The following is a 16,077-nucleotide window of genomic DNA, read 5'->3' as shown; positions in this document are numbered from 1 at the left end:
TGTGGCCGGCGGTCGTGGCCGAGGACCGTGGCCGGCGGTCGTGGCCGAGGACTGTGGCCGGCGGTCGTGGCCAAGGACCGTGGCCGAGGACCGTGGACGGCGACCGGACACGCGACCGCGCAGCGCAGCCCGGACTGCCTGTCCATGGCAGGCTGAACGCAGCCACGCCCACGTCACTCGCCGGTCCCCGGGAAGGAAGCCGCACCATGGCCGTCGCACCGCTGTCGCAGCAGGAGACCGAGGACCGGCTGGCCGAGCTGCCCGGCTGGTCACTGGACGGCGACCGGCTCGCCCGCGCCTACCGCCTCGACTCGCACTTCGCCGCCGTCGCCCTGGTCGTGCACATCGCGCACATCCAGGACGAACTCGACCACCACTCCGACCTCACCCTCGGCTACAACACCGTCACCCTCACCGTGAACACCCACAGCGTGGGCGGCGCCGTCACCGCCAAGGACTTCGAACTCGCCCACAGGGTGGAGGACATCGCCCCAGGCCACGGCGCACACTGAGCCGTGTGCTCGACTACGACAAGGAAGCCGGGGCCTACGACGCCACACGCGGCGGCGAGGCCCGCGCGGCGGCCGCCGCGGCGGCCGTTCTCAGCCTGATCCCCGAGAACCTCGGCAGCTCCGCCCGTCCCGCCCGTCTCCTCGACCTCGCCTGCGGCACCGGCATCGTCACCCGCCGGCTCGCCGCCACCCGCCCGGCGCTCCAGGTCACCGGCGCGGACCGCGCGCCCGGCATGGCCCGGATGGCGGCGGCCCGGCTGCCGGGCTCGGTCCTGCTCGCCGACAGCCGTCGACTGCCCTTCCGTGACGCCACGTTCGACGCCGTCACGACCGTCTGGCTGCTCCACCTCATAGCGGACGGCTCCGAGGTCCGCGGAATCGTCGCGGAGTGCGCACGGGTGCTGCGGCCCGGCGGGGTGTACGTCACCACCGTCGACAAGGCCGCCGCCCACGACGTCGGCAGCGACATCGACGCCGTCCTCGCCGCCCGCCCGCGCCGCCCGGCGTCCGACGCCTGCGCGGACGTGACCGCGCACGCTCGCGCGAGCGGTCTGCTGCCCGCCGGGCAGGCCTCCTTCACCGGCGTCGGCCAGGGCCGCAGCCCCCGCTCCACCCTCGCCGACCTGCGGCGCGGCTGGTTCACGATGCTCCCGCCGGACGACCCCCGCGCCGAGGGCTTCGCCGACCGGCTGGCGGCCCTGCCCGACCAGGACCGCCGCCGCCCCGACCCCTGCTTCGCCGTGCGGGCGTTCAGGAGACCGGCGGCCTGCTGAAGTCCATCGTCCAGTTGGTCACCCAGGTGTCACCGCCGTCCACCGAGAACGCCTGCTCCCAGCGCGCGCCGCCGGGGGAGACCCCCGACCACACGAACCGCACCCGGACCTGCCTGCCCTCGTGCGTGTCGTCGCCGTAGAACTCCCCCCGGTCGCCGTCGAACCGCCCGACGACCGGCGGGAACAGCTTCCCGCTCCGGCTCGCCGCCCAGTTCAGCGACCACTGCCCGGTCTCCGGGTCGAAGAGCCGCAGGGTCAGGCCCTTCGCGCCCAGGTACGGCATGTCGATCTCGTCGACGTTCGCGGCACCGTCGAACAGCGGCAGGCAGCGGCTGACGGCGGGGAACTCCACCCATGCGCTGTCCGGGTCGAGGAAGTCGGTACGGCGGTGGTTGCGGACCTCCCACTCGCCGTGGAGGAAGTCGAAGTCGTTCGGCGTGCTCACGCGCGGCCTCCGGTGGTTCCGGCGGAAAGGGAGTCGGCCAGGTAGGCCGCCAGGTCGGGGACCTCGGGTGCGAGCAGGTGCCGTACCCAGGCGTCCCGTTCGTGCCGGATCGGCGGCAGTTCCCAGACGCACCCGATCCACGGCACGGCCGGCTCGACGAAATGGGTCGGGTCCTTGTCCGGGCAGCCGAGCACCGGCTGGCCCGCCGCGGCGCACCGGAAGTGGAGCACGTTGTCCCACACCCAGCTGTACGCGTTGAGGTAGGCGCCGCTGTCCCCGCCCCGGTGCAGGACCACGAAGGTCGCCGGCGGGGTGCCGTCCGGCTCCGGCAGCAGCCCGGGCAGGAGCGCGTACGCCACCTCCTCGACGTCGGGCGCGATGCCCGCGGGATCGGCGGTGACGTGGTAGCGCTTGATGTGCCGGCCGGCCACCGTGATCGGGGGCGGCACGGTCAGCAGTTTCTCCGTGAAGCTCATGGACGTGACGCTAGGGCCGGTTCACTGACACCTCATGTCAGTGGAGTCGGGGATCCTGGGGCGGTGAAGTCCAGCCGGCTCGTCGCCATCCTCCTGCTGCTCCAGACCCGGGGCCGGATGACCGCCGCCCAGCTCGCCGCGGAGCTGGAGGTGTCCGTCCGCACGGTCTACCGGGACGTCGAGGCCCTGGGCGCGGCGGGCGTCCCGCTGTACGGCGACGCGGGCCATGCCGGCGGCTACCGCCTTCTCGACGGCTGGCGCACCCGCCTCACCGGCCTCACCACGGCGGAGGCCGAGGCCCTCTTCCTGGCCGGCGCCCCCGGCCCCGCCGCCGACCTCGGGCTCGGCCCGGTCCTGGCCGCCGCCCAGCTCAAGGTCCGCGCCGCCCTGCCGCCGGAGCTGCGCGGCCACGCCGACAGGATCAGCGGCCGCTTCCACCTCGACGCCCCCGGCTGGTACGCGGACGCCGACGAGACGCCGTACCTCGCGGCGGTCGCCGAGGCGGTCTGGAACGGCCGTGCCCTGGACGTCCGCTACCGCCGCTGGCGCGAGCCGACCGAGGTGCGGCGCCGCCTGGAACCGTACGGACTGGTCCTCAAGGCGGGCCGCTGGTACGTCGTCGCGGCCCCAGGACCGCGCACCTACCGCGTCGACCAGATCCTCGAACTGACCCTCCTGGACGAGGAGTTCAGCCGCCCGGAAGCCTTCGACCTGGCCGCCCACTGGACCGCGTACCAACGCGACTTCCACGTCCGGCTGTACGGCGACGGCGGCGAGGCCCTGGTCCGGCTCGCGCCGGGGGTGACGCTCCCCAGGGCGGAGACGGTCGGGACGACCGCCGCCTGGACCCTCGCCCGCGTCCCGATCGAGTCGGTCGACCACGCGACCGCCCAGTTCCTCCGCCTGGGCACGGACATCGAGGTCCTGGGGCCGCCCGAACTGCGCGCACGCATGGCTCGCACGATCGCCGAACTGGCCGAGAGATACGGCAACCGCGAGGCCGACGACGCCGGCTGACTGCCGGGCCGTCCCCAGCGCGGGTGGGGACGGCCCGTCGGATCGGCCCCGCCGTCAGGTGGCGAGGCGACGCACGCGGAACCTTCGGACGGCTCCCGGGAGAAGCGGTGCACCCGGCGCCCCGTCGGGGACACTGGTTCTCCGCCCAGTTCCAGCAGCTGATGGCCAACGCCTGTCCGCCGCTGTCGTGATGACCGTCTGAGCCGGATCCGACGCTGCGGGCCGTGTGTGGCTGGTCGCGCAGTCCCTCCCCCAGCCTTCGGCCGGGGGGACCCCCAGCGCCCCTACGGGGCGCGGGACAGGCCCCGACGAATGGCGGACTCCACCGCCGAGTAGGCCCCGTCCGGCCGCTCCAGCTCGTAGGGAGCGGCCGGCATCAACGGCGGCTGGGCCATGAAGCGGGGGCGGGTGCCGTGGTGCGGCTGGGCCGCGTGGACCAGGAAGGGGTGGCAGAGGTAGACGTCACCGGGGTGGCCGGTGGCGTACGCGAGGGGGCGGTGCGCCGAGGCCTCGACGACCTCCGGGGCGATGTCCAGCATCGAGACGCCCTCCTCGCCGTACGGCTCCAGGACCGCCGGGACGTCGAGGTGCGAGCCGACGCGGATCCGGGTGGGCGCGTCCTGCTCGGTCACCTCCGAGAAGAGGAACAGCATCAGCAGCGCGCGGTCGCGGGAGCGCAGGTTCGTGTGGTGCCAGCGGGTCTCGACGCCGTCCGGGAGGTAGCTGCCCTCTATGTGCCAACCGGCGTCGTCGGGCTCCTCCGGGTGCGGGAACCGGAGCGGAAAGCTCCCCAGCGAGTACCGGGGGACCCAGCGGCCCTCGCCCACCAGCAGATCGAACGCCCGGTGCAGTTCGGGGGAGTTGGCGGCCGCCGCGAACGGGCCCTGCGCCATGCCGCCCACCCACACCACGGGGTCCTTCCAGGTGTCCGGGGCGTGCGGGTCGTACCCCGTCTCGCGCCACAGCAGCCGGGCGCAGTCCTCGGCGACGCGCGACGGGAAGGCGCCCTCTATCTTCACGAAACCGTCGGTCAGGAAGCGGTCCACCAGCTCGTCGTCCACCCTGCCATCCTGGACCGTCCGCCTTGCCGTCCGCATCGGGTTTTTTGCCGCACCGGCAAGAGGACTGGCCTCGGGGCGGTGCGCCGTCGCACCCTGGCGGCACCCGGACGAGAGGCTGACCCCATGGCGCACGACCACCACCACGCGGACACCCGCAAGCACACCCACGACCACAACCACGCCCACTCCAACACCGACATCGACTGGGCCGAGATGGCCGGTCACCTGGAGTCGCAGGCGGAGCTCTTCGCACCCCTGTACGAGAGCGCGCTGAACTGGCTCGGCAAGGAGGTCACCGAACCGGGGCTGATCGTCGACGCCGGCAGCGGGCCGGGAGTGGTGTCGTGCCTGTTCGCCGAGGTGTTCCCGGGTGCGCGGGTGCTGGCCGTGGACGCCAGCGAGCCGCTCCTGGACCGGGCCAGGGCCCGCGCCGAGCGGCTGGGCGTGGCCGACCGCTTCGGCGTGCTCGCCGGTGAACTCCCGGGTGCGCTGGACGAGTTGGACTACCCGGCCGACCTGCTGTGGGCCGGGCACAGCCTGCACCACCTCGGCGACCAGCGGGCCGCGCTCACCGCCTTCGCCGAGCGGCTGGCGCCCGGCGGCACCCTGGCGATCCTCGAAGGAGGCCTGCCCAGCCGCTTCCTGCCCCGCGACATCGGCATCGGCCGTCCCGGGCTCCAGGCCCGCCTTGACGCGCTGCAGGAGGAGTGGTTCGCGCGGATGCGCGCCGAACTGCCCGGCTCGGTCGCCGAGACCGAGGACTGGCCGACTCTGCTCTCCTCCGCAGGCCTCAAGTACGCGCGCACCCGCAGCTTCCTGATCGACCTGCCGGCGCCCGCCCCCGACCGGGCCCGCGCCTACGCCGTCGAGATCTTCGCCCGCTTCCGCGACACCCTCACCGACGACCTCCACGCCGAGGACCGCGCCACCCTGGACCGCCTCCTCGACCCCGCCGACCCGGCGAGCCTGCACCGCAGGTCCGACCTGTTCGTCCTCGGCGCCCGCACGGTGCACACGGCGGTACGGCCCGCCTGAAACCTGCCCCGCTGTCGGCGTCCCGGGTGGCCCGGCCGGGTTCAGGAGCCGCCGGAGCGTCAGGCGTGATCCGCCGCCGCCCGTACGGCCGGGATCAGGTCAGCGACCCGTTCGAGCTGGTCGCGCTGGGAGGGCAGGCCCAGGGATCCGAGGCGTACGACGAGGTGCCGGACACCGGCTGCGACGTACTGTCCGAGGCGCTCGCGCACCTGGCCGGCGGAGCCTGCGACGACTGCCTGGATCTTCTCCAGTTCCTCCAGCGGCATGCCGTACGTGGCCCGTGCGTAGCCGTCCAGTGCTCGGCGACCGCTCTCGACGTCGTCGTCGATCCGTACCGAGACGAACAGCGCGGGGGTGACGTCCGCGCCGGCGCGCCCGGCATCGGCCGCTGCTCGGTGGATGTCGCGGAGGCCGGACGCGTAGTCGGCCGGTTCGGGCGGGTAGGGCAGCCATCCGTCGTACATCAGGCCGGTACGGGCCAGCGCCGCAGGGGTCGCGCCGCCGAGCCAGACGGGCGGCCCGCCGGGTCGGAACGGCCTGGTCGCGGGCGGGATGTCGGCGAACCGGAGGATCTCGCCGTGAAAGGCTCCGGCACCGTCCCACAGGGCCCGCCACAGGGCGACGGTCTCGTCCAGGCGGGCGAAGCGCCTGGCCCACGGCAGCTCGGACAGCGTGTAGAGGGGCCGTCCGAAGCGCCCGGGGAAGCCGGCGCCGACGGTCACGGTGAGCCGGCCTCCGGACAGCAGGTCGATCGACGCGAGGGACTGGGCCGCCTGCACGGGACGGCGCAGGAACGGCATCAGGGCCGCCGTCCCCAGCGTCACGTTCTCGGTCGCGGGAGCGAGCGCGGCCAGCATCGTGAGCGCCTCGATGCGGGGGCTGACGAGGGAGTCGTTGACGAAGAGCGAGGAGAAGCCGAGGCGTTCGGCCCGCCGGCCGAAGGAGATCAGCTCACGAGGGTCGTCGGACGGGCCCCACTGGGCGGTTCCGGTCGGAAGCAGTACACCGATGTCCATGCCGGCGATGGTCACGGGCGATGTGAACGGGCGGCAATTCCCTGCGGGGAATGGCCCGGGGCTCTCCGTCACCGTTAGAACAGGCGCGTGGACTTCTCCCGTGCGCTTCGCGAACGTCGTACCCGCCGTCGTCTCAGCCAACTCGACCTGGCGCTCCGGGCGGGCACCACCCAGCGGCACCTCAGCTTCATCGAGTCCGGCAGGTCCGTCCCCGGCCGGAACATGGTCGTGCGCCTGGCCGAGTCGCTGGAACTGCCGCTGCGGGAGCGCAACGAACTGCTGCTGGCCGCCGGTTACGCGCCCGCCTACCCCGAGAGCGCGTTCGACGACCCGGCGCTGGCGCCCGTGCGCACGGCGATCGGCCACATCCTGCGCGGGCATCTGCCGTATCCGGCGCTGGTGGTGGACCGCGGCGGTGCCCTGATCGCCGCGAACACCGCGTTCGACCTCATCACCGAGGGTGCGGCTCCCCGCCTGGTGGGCGAGGGCACGAACATCTACCGCCTCGCCCTGCACCCGGACGGCCTGGCTCCCCGCATCGTCAACCTCGCCGAGTGGGCACGCCACATCCTGGCCCGCCTCGGTCACCTCGAGGAGCTGCGCTCCGAACTCACCGGATACGTTCCCGACCTGGAGCCGTCCGCCGGGGCTCTGGGTTTCGCGGTGCCGCTGCGCCTGCGGTCGTCGTACGGCGAACTGCGCCTGATGACGACCGTGACGACCTTCGCCACGGCCGTCGACGTGACACTCGCCGAGCTGAAGCTGGAGGCATTCCTGCCGGCCGACCCGGCGACCGCCGAGGCACTCCTGGCGGCCGCCGGACGCACAGCACCCTCTGCTGCCGCCGGCCCCCGGGGACAGCCGGTCGACCCTGACCCGGCACCTCGACCACATCCGACGGCACGCAACCGGGACCGGCCATGACGGCGTGCCCGAGCGCGCGACCTGCGGCACCTGAGGCCGAGCGCGCCGCAGGTGAGGTGCCGGAACGGCCCGGTACCGCGCGGTACCGGGCCGTCCGCCCGCCCCGGGCCGGTGGCAGGGTGCGAGGGCATCGGTCAGTTGTTGGCGAGGAACTGCTTGGCCAGCTGGTCGCCGAGGGTCACCGCCGCGCTGTGGCTCTCTATGGGGGACACCTTGGAGTTCTTGAACAGGATGTAGGTCACACCGGAGTCGGCGCCGCCGGTCGCCGGGTCGGGGTCGATGCCGAGCGCCTTGGCGGTGGCGTAGGAGGCCTCACCGATGATCTTCGTGGGGCCGGTGTCACCGACCACCGCGTACTCGACCTTGTTGTTGTAGATCACGGCGACCACACCGCCGCCCTTGATGCCGGCGCTGGAGTAGTTCCAGATGCTGCTGGAGCTGGGGACCACGATGTACGGCAGCGACTCGGCCTTCAGCGGCTTGCCGTCGGACTGGTGGAAGGCGGTGTCGTCCTGGTACCAGGGGTCGCGGTCCTCGTTGCAGTTGGTGGTGCGCTGCCCGTCGCAGTCGATGTCCATGTCGGCCTTCCAGAAGACCGCGCCGTTCTTGCCGCAGACGGGAATCGTCGCCGACGTCTCGTCGTCGGTCTTGTACTTGCCGTTGGAGATCTGGGAACAGGACTTCACCTTGGCGAGCAGGTCGGCCGCGCTGACCGAGCCCTCCTGGGCGGACTTCGGGACGGCGCCGGACGCGCTCGCGGGCAGCACTCCGGCGGCGAGCAGTGCGGCCCCGGAGGCCGCGGCAAGGGTCAGTGTTCGGATGCGCACTGTGGGGGTCCCCTTCTGTTAGGAAAGTTTCCTGACCGGGTGACGTACAAGGTGGACCCGGCTGCATGTTCGCGTCAAGTCCTGGATGTCAACTCGGTGATTTCTCGCGCATTGCGGTGATATGACCGCCAGGGAAGACTGGTGGGGCAGGACATTCCGGATATTTGCTCAGGAGCCGTGCGGGGATTCGGCGGTGGCTCCGGTGGCTCCTGGAAGGCGAGGGGTCATGTTCGTACGCGCAGTGTACGTCACCGGCGATCCGGCGAAACTCGAGGCGGCCGTCAGAGCGCTGAACAGCGAGGGGCGCGAACTGCTGGAAGAGCGGCCCGAGTACCGGGGCGCGGGCGTCTTCATCGACCGGGAGCTGGGCAAACTGCTCGCGGTGAGCTGGTGGGGCACCGAGGCGGCCCGGCGCAACAGCGACCAGGTGATGCGCGAGCGGCGCAGGCCGATGCTGGAGCCGTTCGCGGGTACCGTCGCCGTCGAGAACTACGAGGTCGCCGTCCACCACACCGTGCGGCCGCCGAGAACCGGCGGTGGTCTGCGTTCCACCCGGGTGGAGTTCGACCCCGCCGACACGGACCTGTTCGCCGAGACCTTCCGCTCCTCGGCGGTGCCCCGGCTGGAGGGACTGCCCGGATTCGCCCAGTGCTCCCTCTTCGTCGACCGGGAGCGGGGCCGGGGTGTGGCCGGCTCGCTCTTCGTCGACCGCGCCTCGATGGCCGCCTCGCGCGCCGGACAGGCCGAGGCCCGGCGCGCGGACGCCGCCAAGGCCCGTGTGACGGTGGTCGGTCTGGAGGAGTTCGAGGTCCTGCACGCGGACGTCCGCGCCGACTGACCTGCCCCGCACGGGAGTCCGGGAACGCGGACGGCCGCCCCGCCCCGGCGGGGCGGAACGGCCGTCGGCGGGACGGGCTCCGGGTCAGCCCACGTCGAAGGTGGCCGGGTCCGGGCCGATGCGTCGGTCCTCGTTGAGCGCGCTGATCGCCGCGAGGTCCTCGGTGTCCAGGCTGAAGTCGAACACCTGGATGTTCTCCTTGATCCGGGACGGGGTCACGGACTTCGGGATCACGACGTTGCCGAGCTGGATGTGCCAGCGCAGCACGACCTGGGCCGGGGTGCGGTTGTGCTTCTGCGCGATCGCGACGATCGCCGGGACCTCCAGCAGGCCCTTGCCCGAGCCGAGCGGCGACCAGGCCTCGGTGGCGATGCCCTGCTCGTCGTGGTACTCGCGGGCAGCGTGCTGCTGCAGGTGCGGGTGCAGCTCGATCTGGTTGACCGCCGGGATGACGGAGGTCTCCGCGATCAGCCGCTCCAGGTGCTCCGGAAGGAAGTTGGACACACCGATCGCCTTGACGCGGCCGTCCGCGTACAGCTTCTCGAACGCCTTGTAGGAGTCGATGTACTTGCCCCGGGCCGGCAGCGGCCAGTGGATCAGGTACAGGTCCAGGTAGTCCAGGCCCAGCTTCGCCAGCGACGCGTCGAAGGCGCGCAGCGTGGCGTCGTACCCGTGGTCGGCGTTCCAGAGCTTGGTGGTGACGAAGATGTCCGCACGCGGTACGCCGGACGCGGCGATCGCCTTGCCGGTGCCCTCTTCGTTGCCGTAGATCGCCGCTGTGTCGATGCTGCGGTACCCGGCCTCCAGTGCCGTGGCGACGGCCCGCTCGGCCTCGTCGTCCGGCACCTGCCACACGCCGAAGCCCAGCTGGGGCATCTCGACGCCGTTGTTGAGGATTTTCGGGGGGACCTTGCTGCTCACGAGCTCTCGATCCTTAGGTTGTCGACAGGTGGTACACCCATCGTCAACGATCATCCGCCCCGACGCATTCCTGACCGCGGAATCCGCCGGAACTGTCCGGCGGGCCGGCCCCTGCGGGCGGAGATTGGCCGGAAATGCATCCGACGTTATGGGTCCGGACCATTGACCGGGGCCCGTCTCTGCCGGGACTCTGGTGCGCATCGTCGGACGTATCGCTGAACCCGGTCCAGAGATGTGAACATCCCTGTGGGTTTCCCGATCGTTCCCTGTGAACGAGAAATCTCTCTCTGCGCGCTGAGACCCCCCAACCTCAGGAAAGCAGGTACCCACCCCATGAACGAGACGACCTCCGAGGACCGTCAGCAGGCACCCGCCGTCCCGCAGACATCGGATGAAAAGGTCTGGCGGAGCCCTGGTTACCACATCGTGGAGACCGCCCTGGAAGTGACCGGCTACTTCCTCGGCGACCGCTGATCGGCCCCGGGCGGGCCACCATGACCGTCACCACCGCCACCACCGCCACCACCGTCCACCCCGGATCGGACCCGGACCCCTGGCCGGCCGCGGAGTTCGCCGCACGACTGCGCGCCGTCACCGCCGACCGCTACCACGACCGCCACCCCTTCAACCAGCGCATGCACCGGGGCGAGTTGACCCCCGCCGAACTGCGCCGCTGGATCGCCAACCGCTTCCACTACCAGCGGCACATCCCCGTCAAGGACGCCCTGATCCTCGCCCGGCTCGACCGGCCCGAGCTGCGCCGCCCGTGGCTGCGCCGCATCCGCGACCACGACGGCGCCGCCGACGGCGAGGGCGGTATCGAGCGCTGGCTGCGCCTCGGCGAGGCGGCCGGCCTCTCTCGCGAACAGCTGTGGGACAGCTCCCGCGTGCTGCCCGGGGTGCGCTTCGCGGTCGAGGGGTACGTCACCTTCTGCCGCCTGCGCCCCGCCCTGGACGCGGTCGCCGCCTCCCTCACCGAACTGTCCGCGCCCGGCCTGATGCGCACCCGCATCGCCGCCTTCGAACGCCACTACCCGTGGATCGACCCGGCCGGCCTCGGCTACTTCCGCACCCGCGTCGACCAGGGCGCCCGGGACGGCGCGGAGGCCCTCGCGCTGGTCCTGTCCTGGGCCCGCACCCGTGAGGAGCAGCACCGCGCAGTCGCCGCCCTCGCCTACAAGTGCGAGGTGCTCTGGGCGCTGCTCGACGCCGTGGACCGGGGGGACACCGGGGGCCGGGACGGCGCTGCGGACGGCGGCGGGCCATGACCTGGCGCCCCGTCCTCGCCCGCACGGCCCTGCTGCGCCACGACCGGGTCCGCGGCACCGACCTGTTGCTGCTGCCCGAGCGGGTGGTCGTGCTGCACGGCCGGGCGGGCGGCGTGCTCCGGCTGTGCGACGGCACCCGGGCGGTGCCCGAGATCGTCGCAGAACTGTCCGGGGCCTTCCCGGGCGCCCCGGTCGCGGCCGAGGTCCCGGAGTTCCTGACCGCGTTGCGGAAGGAGGGATGGCTGCGATGACGACCGCGGAGCCGGGCGGACCCGCGCCGCCCTGGGCACTGCTCGCCGAACTCACCCACGCCTGTCCGCTCCACTGCGGCTACTGCTCGAACCCCGTCCGACTGATCGGTCGGTCAGCGGAGCTGTCGACCGCGCAGTGGGCCGAGGTGTTCCGGCAGGCCGGCGAGCTGGGCGTCGTCCAGACCCATCTGTCCGGTGGCGAACCGCTGCTCAGGCGCGATCTGCCCGAGCTGGTCGGCGCCGCGGACACCGCCGGCCTGCACACCCAGCTCGTCACCAGCGGGCTCGGACTGACCGAGCGGCGGCTGGCAGGGCTGGTCGGGGCCGGGCTGCGTGCTGTGCAGTTGTCCGTGCAGCACGCGGCGCCGACGGCCGCCGAACGCATCGCGGGCGCCCGGTCGTTCGCGGCCAAGGAGCGCGCGGCCCGGCTGATCCGGGCGGCGGGCCTGCCCTTCGGCCTGAACGTCGTCCTGCACCGGGGCAACCTGGACGCCGTCGACGACCTGATCGCGCTCGGCGTGGCCTGGGGCGCGGACCGGATCGAGCTGGCCAACACCCAGTACCACGGCTGGGCCGCCCGCAACCGAGCCGCCCTGCTGCCACTGCCTGGACAGGTCGAGCGGGCCCGCGAGGCAGTCCTGCGCTGGCGCCGGCGCCTGGACGAACCGGAGCTGGTCTGGGTCGCCCCCGACATCCTCGCCGGCACGGCGAAACCCTGCATGGGCGGCTGGGGCCGGATCTCGCTCACCGTCACCCCCGACGGCACCGTCCTGCCCTGCCCGGCCGCCGCCACCCTGCCCGGCCTCGACCCGCCCAGTGTCAGGGACCGCCGACTCGCCTGGATCTGGCGGGAGTCGAGGGCCTTCAACGCCTACCGGGGCGAGTCCTGGATGCGCGAGCCCTGCCGCGGCTGCGCCCTGCGCACCACCGACTTCGGCGGCTGCCGCTGCCAGGCGTACGCACTCACCGGAGACGCCCGCAACCCCGACCCGGCCTGCCGCCACGCCCCCGACCACCACCTCGTTCCCCTGCGGCGGACCTCCGAGGCCGCCGCCCCCAGAGAAGCCCCTGCAGAAGGAGGACCATGAAACGCCTGCGAGTCGCCCTCGCGGCCGTCGCCTTCACCACCGCCCCGCTGGTCGCGCTCCCCGCGGCCGTCCCCCCGCCCGCCCTCGCGGTGGCCGCCGCCCCGGCCAGGCCGGCCGCGGCCGCCGACTGGTCCACCGCGGTCGTCGACTCCACCATGGCCCGCTACACCCCGAGCACCATCGGCGGCTGGTCCTACCCGATCGGCCTCTACCTCTACGGCCAGTACCTCACCTACCGGCGCACCCACGACCCCCGCTACCTCACCTACATCAAGAACTACGTCGACCGGTTCGTGAAGAGCGACGGGTCGATCGACCAGTCCTTCAACAGCCTGGACAGCATGCAGGCGGGCCGGCTCCTGGTGATCCTGCACCACGAGACCGGCCAGGACCGCTACCGCAAGGCGGCCAAGAAGATCCGCGACCGTCTGAACACCTATCCGCGCACCGGCGACGGCGGCTTCTGGCACGCGGACAACTCCAGCCGCGCCCACCAACTCTGGGCGGACGGCGTCTACATGGTGAACCCGTTCCTCGTCGAGTACGGCAGGGAGTTCGGCGACAGCACCTACACCGACGACGAGGCGGCGAAGCAGCTGTACGTCTACGGCAGTCATCTGCAGGTCGCGAACGGACTGCTCAAGCACGCCTACGACGAGTCGGGGACCGCGAGTTGGGCCGATCCGCAGACCGGGCTCGCCCCCGAGCACTGGTGCCGCGCCGTCGGCTGGTACTCCATGGCGATCGTCAACGTCCTGGACGCGATCCCGGCGACCCAGGCCCGGCGCCCCCAACTCCTGTCCATCTTCCGCAAGCTGGCCGCCGGTCTGGAGAAGTACCAGGACCCGGCGACCGGTCGCTGGTTCCAGGTGATGGACAAGGGCAACCAGTCCGGCAACTGGACCGAGACCTCCTGCTCCAGCATGTTCACCTACGCCCTCTCCCGCGGCGTCCAGCAGGGCTACCTCGATCCGCACTACGCCGCCGTCGCGCACCGCGGCTACCAGGGCGTGCTGGCGAAGCTCTCGGTCGGCTCGGACGGCCGCACCAACCTCGCCGACATCTCCGTCGGCACCAACGTCGGCGACTACGCGTACTACGTCGGCCGTTCCCGGGCCACCAACGACTTCCACGGTCTGGGCGCCTTCCTGATCATGAACGAACAACTGCGAGGCGATTAATGTCATGAGCACATCCAGAAGAACACTGCTGGGCGCGGCTGCCGCGGGCGCGGCCGGAGCGACGCTGGGGCTGCCCGCCACTGCCCACGCCGCCTCCTGGCAGCAGAAGTGGGCCCCCTCCGCGAGCAGCGACGGACTGGGCGCCTTCGAGACGGTCGAGGACGACCGCGCCGACTCGCACCCCGCCGGGCATCCGCACATCTTCGCCACCGGGAACAACTGGCGCTTCAACATGCACATGGTCGACCGGGACACCTCCACCGACCGGCAGCGCCAGGAGGTCACCGGCCTGCGGAACGGAAGCGGCAGCGACTACCTCAAGTGGAACCAGGGCCAGACCTGGCGGGTGACGTACTCCATGTACATCCCGAGCTCGCTCAAGGCGACCACCACCTTCACCCACATCATGCAGATGAAGCAGCCCGGCACCGGCACCTCCCCGATCGTCACGCAGTCGCTGCGCCGGGTGAACGGCAAGCAGACCATCGAGCTGAACCTCGCCACCGACGGCATCATCGTCGGCCGCACCGACCTCGACCCGCTGCACGACACCTGGACCGACGTCGACTTCCAGATCAAGGTCGGCAACGGCTCGGCGGGTTCGGTCCGCTGGATCCTCAAGTCCGGCGGCGCCACCGTGATCGACGCCTCGAAGACCGGCGTGGACACCTTCCTGGCCGACCGGGTCCGCCCGAAGTGGGGCATCTACCGCTCCCTGGGTGACACCTCCGGATCCCTGCAGGACACCTATCTCCTGCTCACCAACCTCCGTGGCTACCAACTGGTGTGAGGAGACGCCACATGAAACCCCCCACCGGTCCGGGCCGCCGAGCGGCGGCCGTCATCCTCTTCGTGGTGGCCGTGGTCCTCGGCCTCACCCACCCCGCGGCCCTCGCCGCCCAGCACACCGCCGCACCCCGCGCCGGCGCCGTCTACGACGTGCGTGACTACGGCGCCAAGGGCGACGGCTCCACCAACGACAGCCCTGCCATCGACAAGGCCGTCACGGCCGCGAACTCCGCGGGCGGCGGCACCGTCCGCTTCACCGCCGGCACCTACAAGTCCAAGAACACGATCCACATGAAGAGCCATGTGACGCTCCAGCTCGACAAGGGCGCCACCCTCCAGGGCTCCAGCGCGGACACCTACGACAAGGCCGAGTCCAACCCGTACGACTCCTACCAGGACTACGGGCACAGCCACTTCCACGACGCGATGATCTACGGCGACAGGCTCACCGACATCGGCTTCGTGGGGCAGGGCGTCATCGACGGCGCGGGCAACCTGATCACCGGCAACCCGAAGACCGGCGAGGCCGACAAGATCCTCTCGCTGACCCGGTGCGACGGCCTCCGGATCGGTGACGGTCTCACCCTCCGCCGCGGCGGCCACTTCGCGGCCCTCATCAACGGCTGCACCAACGTGACGTCCGACCACCTGACCATCGACACCGCGAGCGACCGCGACGGCTGGAACGTCATCTCCACCACGAACGCCACGATCACCAATGCCACCATCCACGCCAACGACGACGCCCTGGTCTTCAAGAGCGACTACGCCCTCGGCGCCAAGCTGCCCAACGGGCATGTCCGGGTCAGCGGTTCGACGCTCGGCGCGAAGTGCTGCAACGCGCTGATGTTCGGCTCCGAGACCTGTGGCGACTTCTCGGACTACCAGTTCGAGAACATCCGCATCGACGGTGCCGACAAGTCCGGCCTCGGCATGGTCTCCATGGACGGCGCGAAGATCTCCGACGTCCACTACCGCGACATCACGATGACGAACGTGCACTCGCCGATCATGGAGAAGATCGGCACGCGGAAACGCTGCGGGAACAGTCCCGGTGTCGGCTCGATCAGCAATGTCACGTACGACGACATCACCGCCACCGGCAACAGCCCCTCCTTCAGCCCGACCCTGTGGGGCGAGAGCGGCCACCGCATCAGCGGGGTGACCTTCAACAACGTCGACATCACGGTCCCCGGCGGCAACGGCACCATGTCCACCGGAGTGCCGAGCAACGACCCGAACGACTACAACCCCAAGGCCATCGGCACCCGGCCCGCCTACGGGTGGTACGTACACAACGCCGACCACGTCCAGTTCACCGACAGCAGCGTCAAGTTCGCCGCGAACGACGCCCGCCCCGCGGTCATCGCCAACGCGGCGAGCGACCTCCGCCTCACCCGCTTCACCGCCCAGAAGGGGAGTGGATCCCCGTACGACATCGGCCTCCAGGACGTCACGGGCGCCTGCGTGACGGACGGTCACAACACCTCGGGCGGCGCGCTGCGCGTCTCCGGCAGTCAGGACTGCACCGGGGGGGGGGGGGGGGGGGGAGGGGGGGGGGAACGCAAAGGAGTTATCCGTGCCTTTGCTTGTGGGGGCGCGCTGGCCTCGGGTGTTCGCATCGCGCCAGCCCGCACAAACTGGACAGACTACGC

General features: G+C 71.7%; 19 protein-coding genes. 13 read left to right on the top strand and 6 right to left on the bottom strand.

Annotated elements, in window-relative coordinates:
* The first annotated feature begins 206 nt into the window (after positions 1-206).
* Both ACZ63F_RS34545 and ACZ63F_RS34540 read left to right on the top strand, forming a co-directional pair.
* A complete protein-coding gene (locus ACZ63F_RS34545; RefSeq protein ID WP_352357596.1) occupies positions 207-512 on the top strand; it encodes a 4a-hydroxytetrahydrobiopterin dehydratase in 306 nt (101 codons plus the stop codon).
* A gap of 5 nt (positions 513-517) precedes the next feature.
* Positions 518-1,285: a class I SAM-dependent methyltransferase gene (locus ACZ63F_RS34540; RefSeq protein ID WP_469717238.1), complete on the top strand. Its 768-nt coding sequence runs from the start codon at positions 518-520 to the stop codon at positions 1,283-1,285.
* Here the strand turns inward: ACZ63F_RS34540 and ACZ63F_RS34535 are convergent.
* On the bottom strand, positions 1,263-1,730 hold the full coding sequence (locus ACZ63F_RS34535) for a hypothetical protein (protein WP_469717236.1): 468 nt from the start codon (positions 1,728-1,730) through the stop codon (positions 1,263-1,265). The two genes, ACZ63F_RS34540 and ACZ63F_RS34535, sit on opposite strands and share 23 nt — an antisense overlap.
* Positions 1,727-2,206 (bottom strand): hypothetical protein, encoded by a 480-nt coding sequence (locus ACZ63F_RS34530; RefSeq protein WP_469717234.1) that lies wholly within the window; start codon positions 2,204-2,206, stop codon positions 1,727-1,729. Before ACZ63F_RS34530 ends, ACZ63F_RS34535 begins: the two co-directional genes overlap by 4 nt.
* A gap of 63 nt (positions 2,207-2,269) precedes the next feature.
* Between ACZ63F_RS34530 and ACZ63F_RS34525 the strand changes: the two genes are divergently transcribed.
* A complete protein-coding gene (locus tag ACZ63F_RS34525) occupies positions 2,270-3,223 on the top strand; it encodes a helix-turn-helix transcriptional regulator (protein ID WP_469717232.1) in 954 nt (317 codons plus the stop codon).
* Positions 3,224-3,507: 284 nt separating this feature from the next.
* On the opposite strand, the gene ACZ63F_RS34520 is transcribed toward ACZ63F_RS34525, so the two are convergent.
* A complete protein-coding gene (locus tag ACZ63F_RS34520; protein WP_469717230.1) occupies positions 3,508-4,320 on the bottom strand; it encodes a phytanoyl-CoA dioxygenase family protein in 813 nt (270 codons plus the stop codon).
* Between the two features lie 87 nt (positions 4,321-4,407).
* On the opposite strand from ACZ63F_RS34520, the gene ACZ63F_RS34515 reads away from it, so the two are divergent.
* Positions 4,408-5,319 (top strand): class I SAM-dependent methyltransferase, encoded by a 912-nt coding sequence (locus ACZ63F_RS34515; RefSeq protein WP_469717228.1) that lies wholly within the window; start codon positions 4,408-4,410, stop codon positions 5,317-5,319.
* A gap of 59 nt (positions 5,320-5,378) precedes the next feature.
* On the opposite strand, the gene ACZ63F_RS34510 is transcribed toward ACZ63F_RS34515, so the two are convergent.
* Positions 5,379-6,335 (bottom strand): LLM class flavin-dependent oxidoreductase, encoded by a 957-nt coding sequence (locus tag ACZ63F_RS34510; RefSeq protein ID WP_469717226.1) that lies wholly within the window; start codon positions 6,333-6,335, stop codon positions 5,379-5,381.
* A gap of 87 nt (positions 6,336-6,422) precedes the next feature.
* Here ACZ63F_RS34510 and ACZ63F_RS34505 point away from each other — a divergent pair, with 87 nt between their 5' ends.
* Entirely contained in the window at positions 6,423-7,259 is an 837-nt protein-coding gene (locus ACZ63F_RS34505; RefSeq protein WP_469717224.1) for an MmyB family transcriptional regulator, read from the top strand.
* Between the two features lie 134 nt (positions 7,260-7,393).
* Here ACZ63F_RS34505 and ACZ63F_RS34500 read toward each other — a convergent pair whose 3' ends face one another.
* Entirely contained in the window at positions 7,394-8,086 is a 693-nt protein-coding gene (locus ACZ63F_RS34500) for a glycoside hydrolase family 75 protein (protein WP_469717222.1), read from the bottom strand.
* A gap of 226 nt (positions 8,087-8,312) precedes the next feature.
* Between ACZ63F_RS34500 and ACZ63F_RS34495 the strand changes: the two genes are divergently transcribed.
* The gene (locus ACZ63F_RS34495; RefSeq protein ID WP_469717220.1) at positions 8,313-8,924 is read left to right on the top strand and encodes a hypothetical protein; all 612 of its coding nucleotides are present in this window, start codon (positions 8,313-8,315) and stop codon (positions 8,922-8,924) included.
* A gap of 84 nt (positions 8,925-9,008) precedes the next feature.
* On the opposite strand, the gene ACZ63F_RS34490 is transcribed toward ACZ63F_RS34495, so the two are convergent.
* A complete protein-coding gene (locus ACZ63F_RS34490) occupies positions 9,009-9,845 on the bottom strand; it encodes an aldo/keto reductase (protein WP_093498075.1) in 837 nt (278 codons plus the stop codon).
* A gap of 333 nt (positions 9,846-10,178) precedes the next feature.
* Here ACZ63F_RS34490 and ACZ63F_RS34485 point away from each other — a divergent pair, with 333 nt between their 5' ends.
* From ACZ63F_RS34485 to ACZ63F_RS34455, 7 genes are all read left to right on the top strand, one after another.
* Positions 10,179-10,319 carry a pyrroloquinoline quinone precursor peptide PqqA gene (locus tag ACZ63F_RS34485; RefSeq protein ID WP_469717218.1) on the top strand — a complete coding sequence of 47 codons (141 nt, stop codon included), beginning with the start codon at positions 10,179-10,181 and terminating at the stop codon, positions 10,317-10,319.
* A gap of 20 nt (positions 10,320-10,339) precedes the next feature.
* Entirely contained in the window at positions 10,340-11,113 is a 774-nt protein-coding gene (gene pqqC / locus ACZ63F_RS34480; RefSeq protein ID WP_469717216.1) for a pyrroloquinoline-quinone synthase PqqC, read from the top strand.
* Positions 11,110-11,364, top strand: a complete 255-nt coding sequence (gene pqqD / locus ACZ63F_RS34475; RefSeq protein ID WP_469717215.1) for a pyrroloquinoline quinone biosynthesis peptide chaperone PqqD — start codon at positions 11,110-11,112, stop codon at positions 11,362-11,364. The genes pqqC and pqqD overlap by 4 nt, the downstream gene beginning before the upstream one ends.
* The gene (gene pqqE / locus ACZ63F_RS34470) at positions 11,361-12,452 is read left to right on the top strand and encodes a pyrroloquinoline quinone biosynthesis protein PqqE (RefSeq protein ID WP_469717213.1); all 1,092 of its coding nucleotides are present in this window, start codon (positions 11,361-11,363) and stop codon (positions 12,450-12,452) included. Before pqqD ends, pqqE begins: the two co-directional genes overlap by 4 nt.
* A complete protein-coding gene (locus ACZ63F_RS34465; RefSeq protein WP_469717211.1) occupies positions 12,449-13,633 on the top strand; it encodes a glycoside hydrolase family 88/105 protein in 1,185 nt (394 codons plus the stop codon). Before pqqE ends, ACZ63F_RS34465 begins: the two co-directional genes overlap by 4 nt.
* A gap of 4 nt (positions 13,634-13,637) precedes the next feature.
* Entirely contained in the window at positions 13,638-14,423 is a 786-nt protein-coding gene (locus tag ACZ63F_RS34460; protein WP_469717208.1) for a heparin lyase I family protein, read from the top strand.
* An 11-nt stretch (positions 14,424-14,434) separates the two neighbouring features.
* Positions 14,435-16,077, top strand: a 1,643-nt coding sequence (locus tag ACZ63F_RS34455; protein ID WP_469717206.1) for a glycoside hydrolase family 28 protein, incomplete at its 3' end; no start/stop codon positions are given.

The sequence above is a fragment of the Streptomyces sp. NPDC104761 genome (assembly GCF_055583445.1).
Note: the sequence above shows the minus strand (reverse complement) of the source record. Positions and strands in the feature narration are given on the sequence as shown.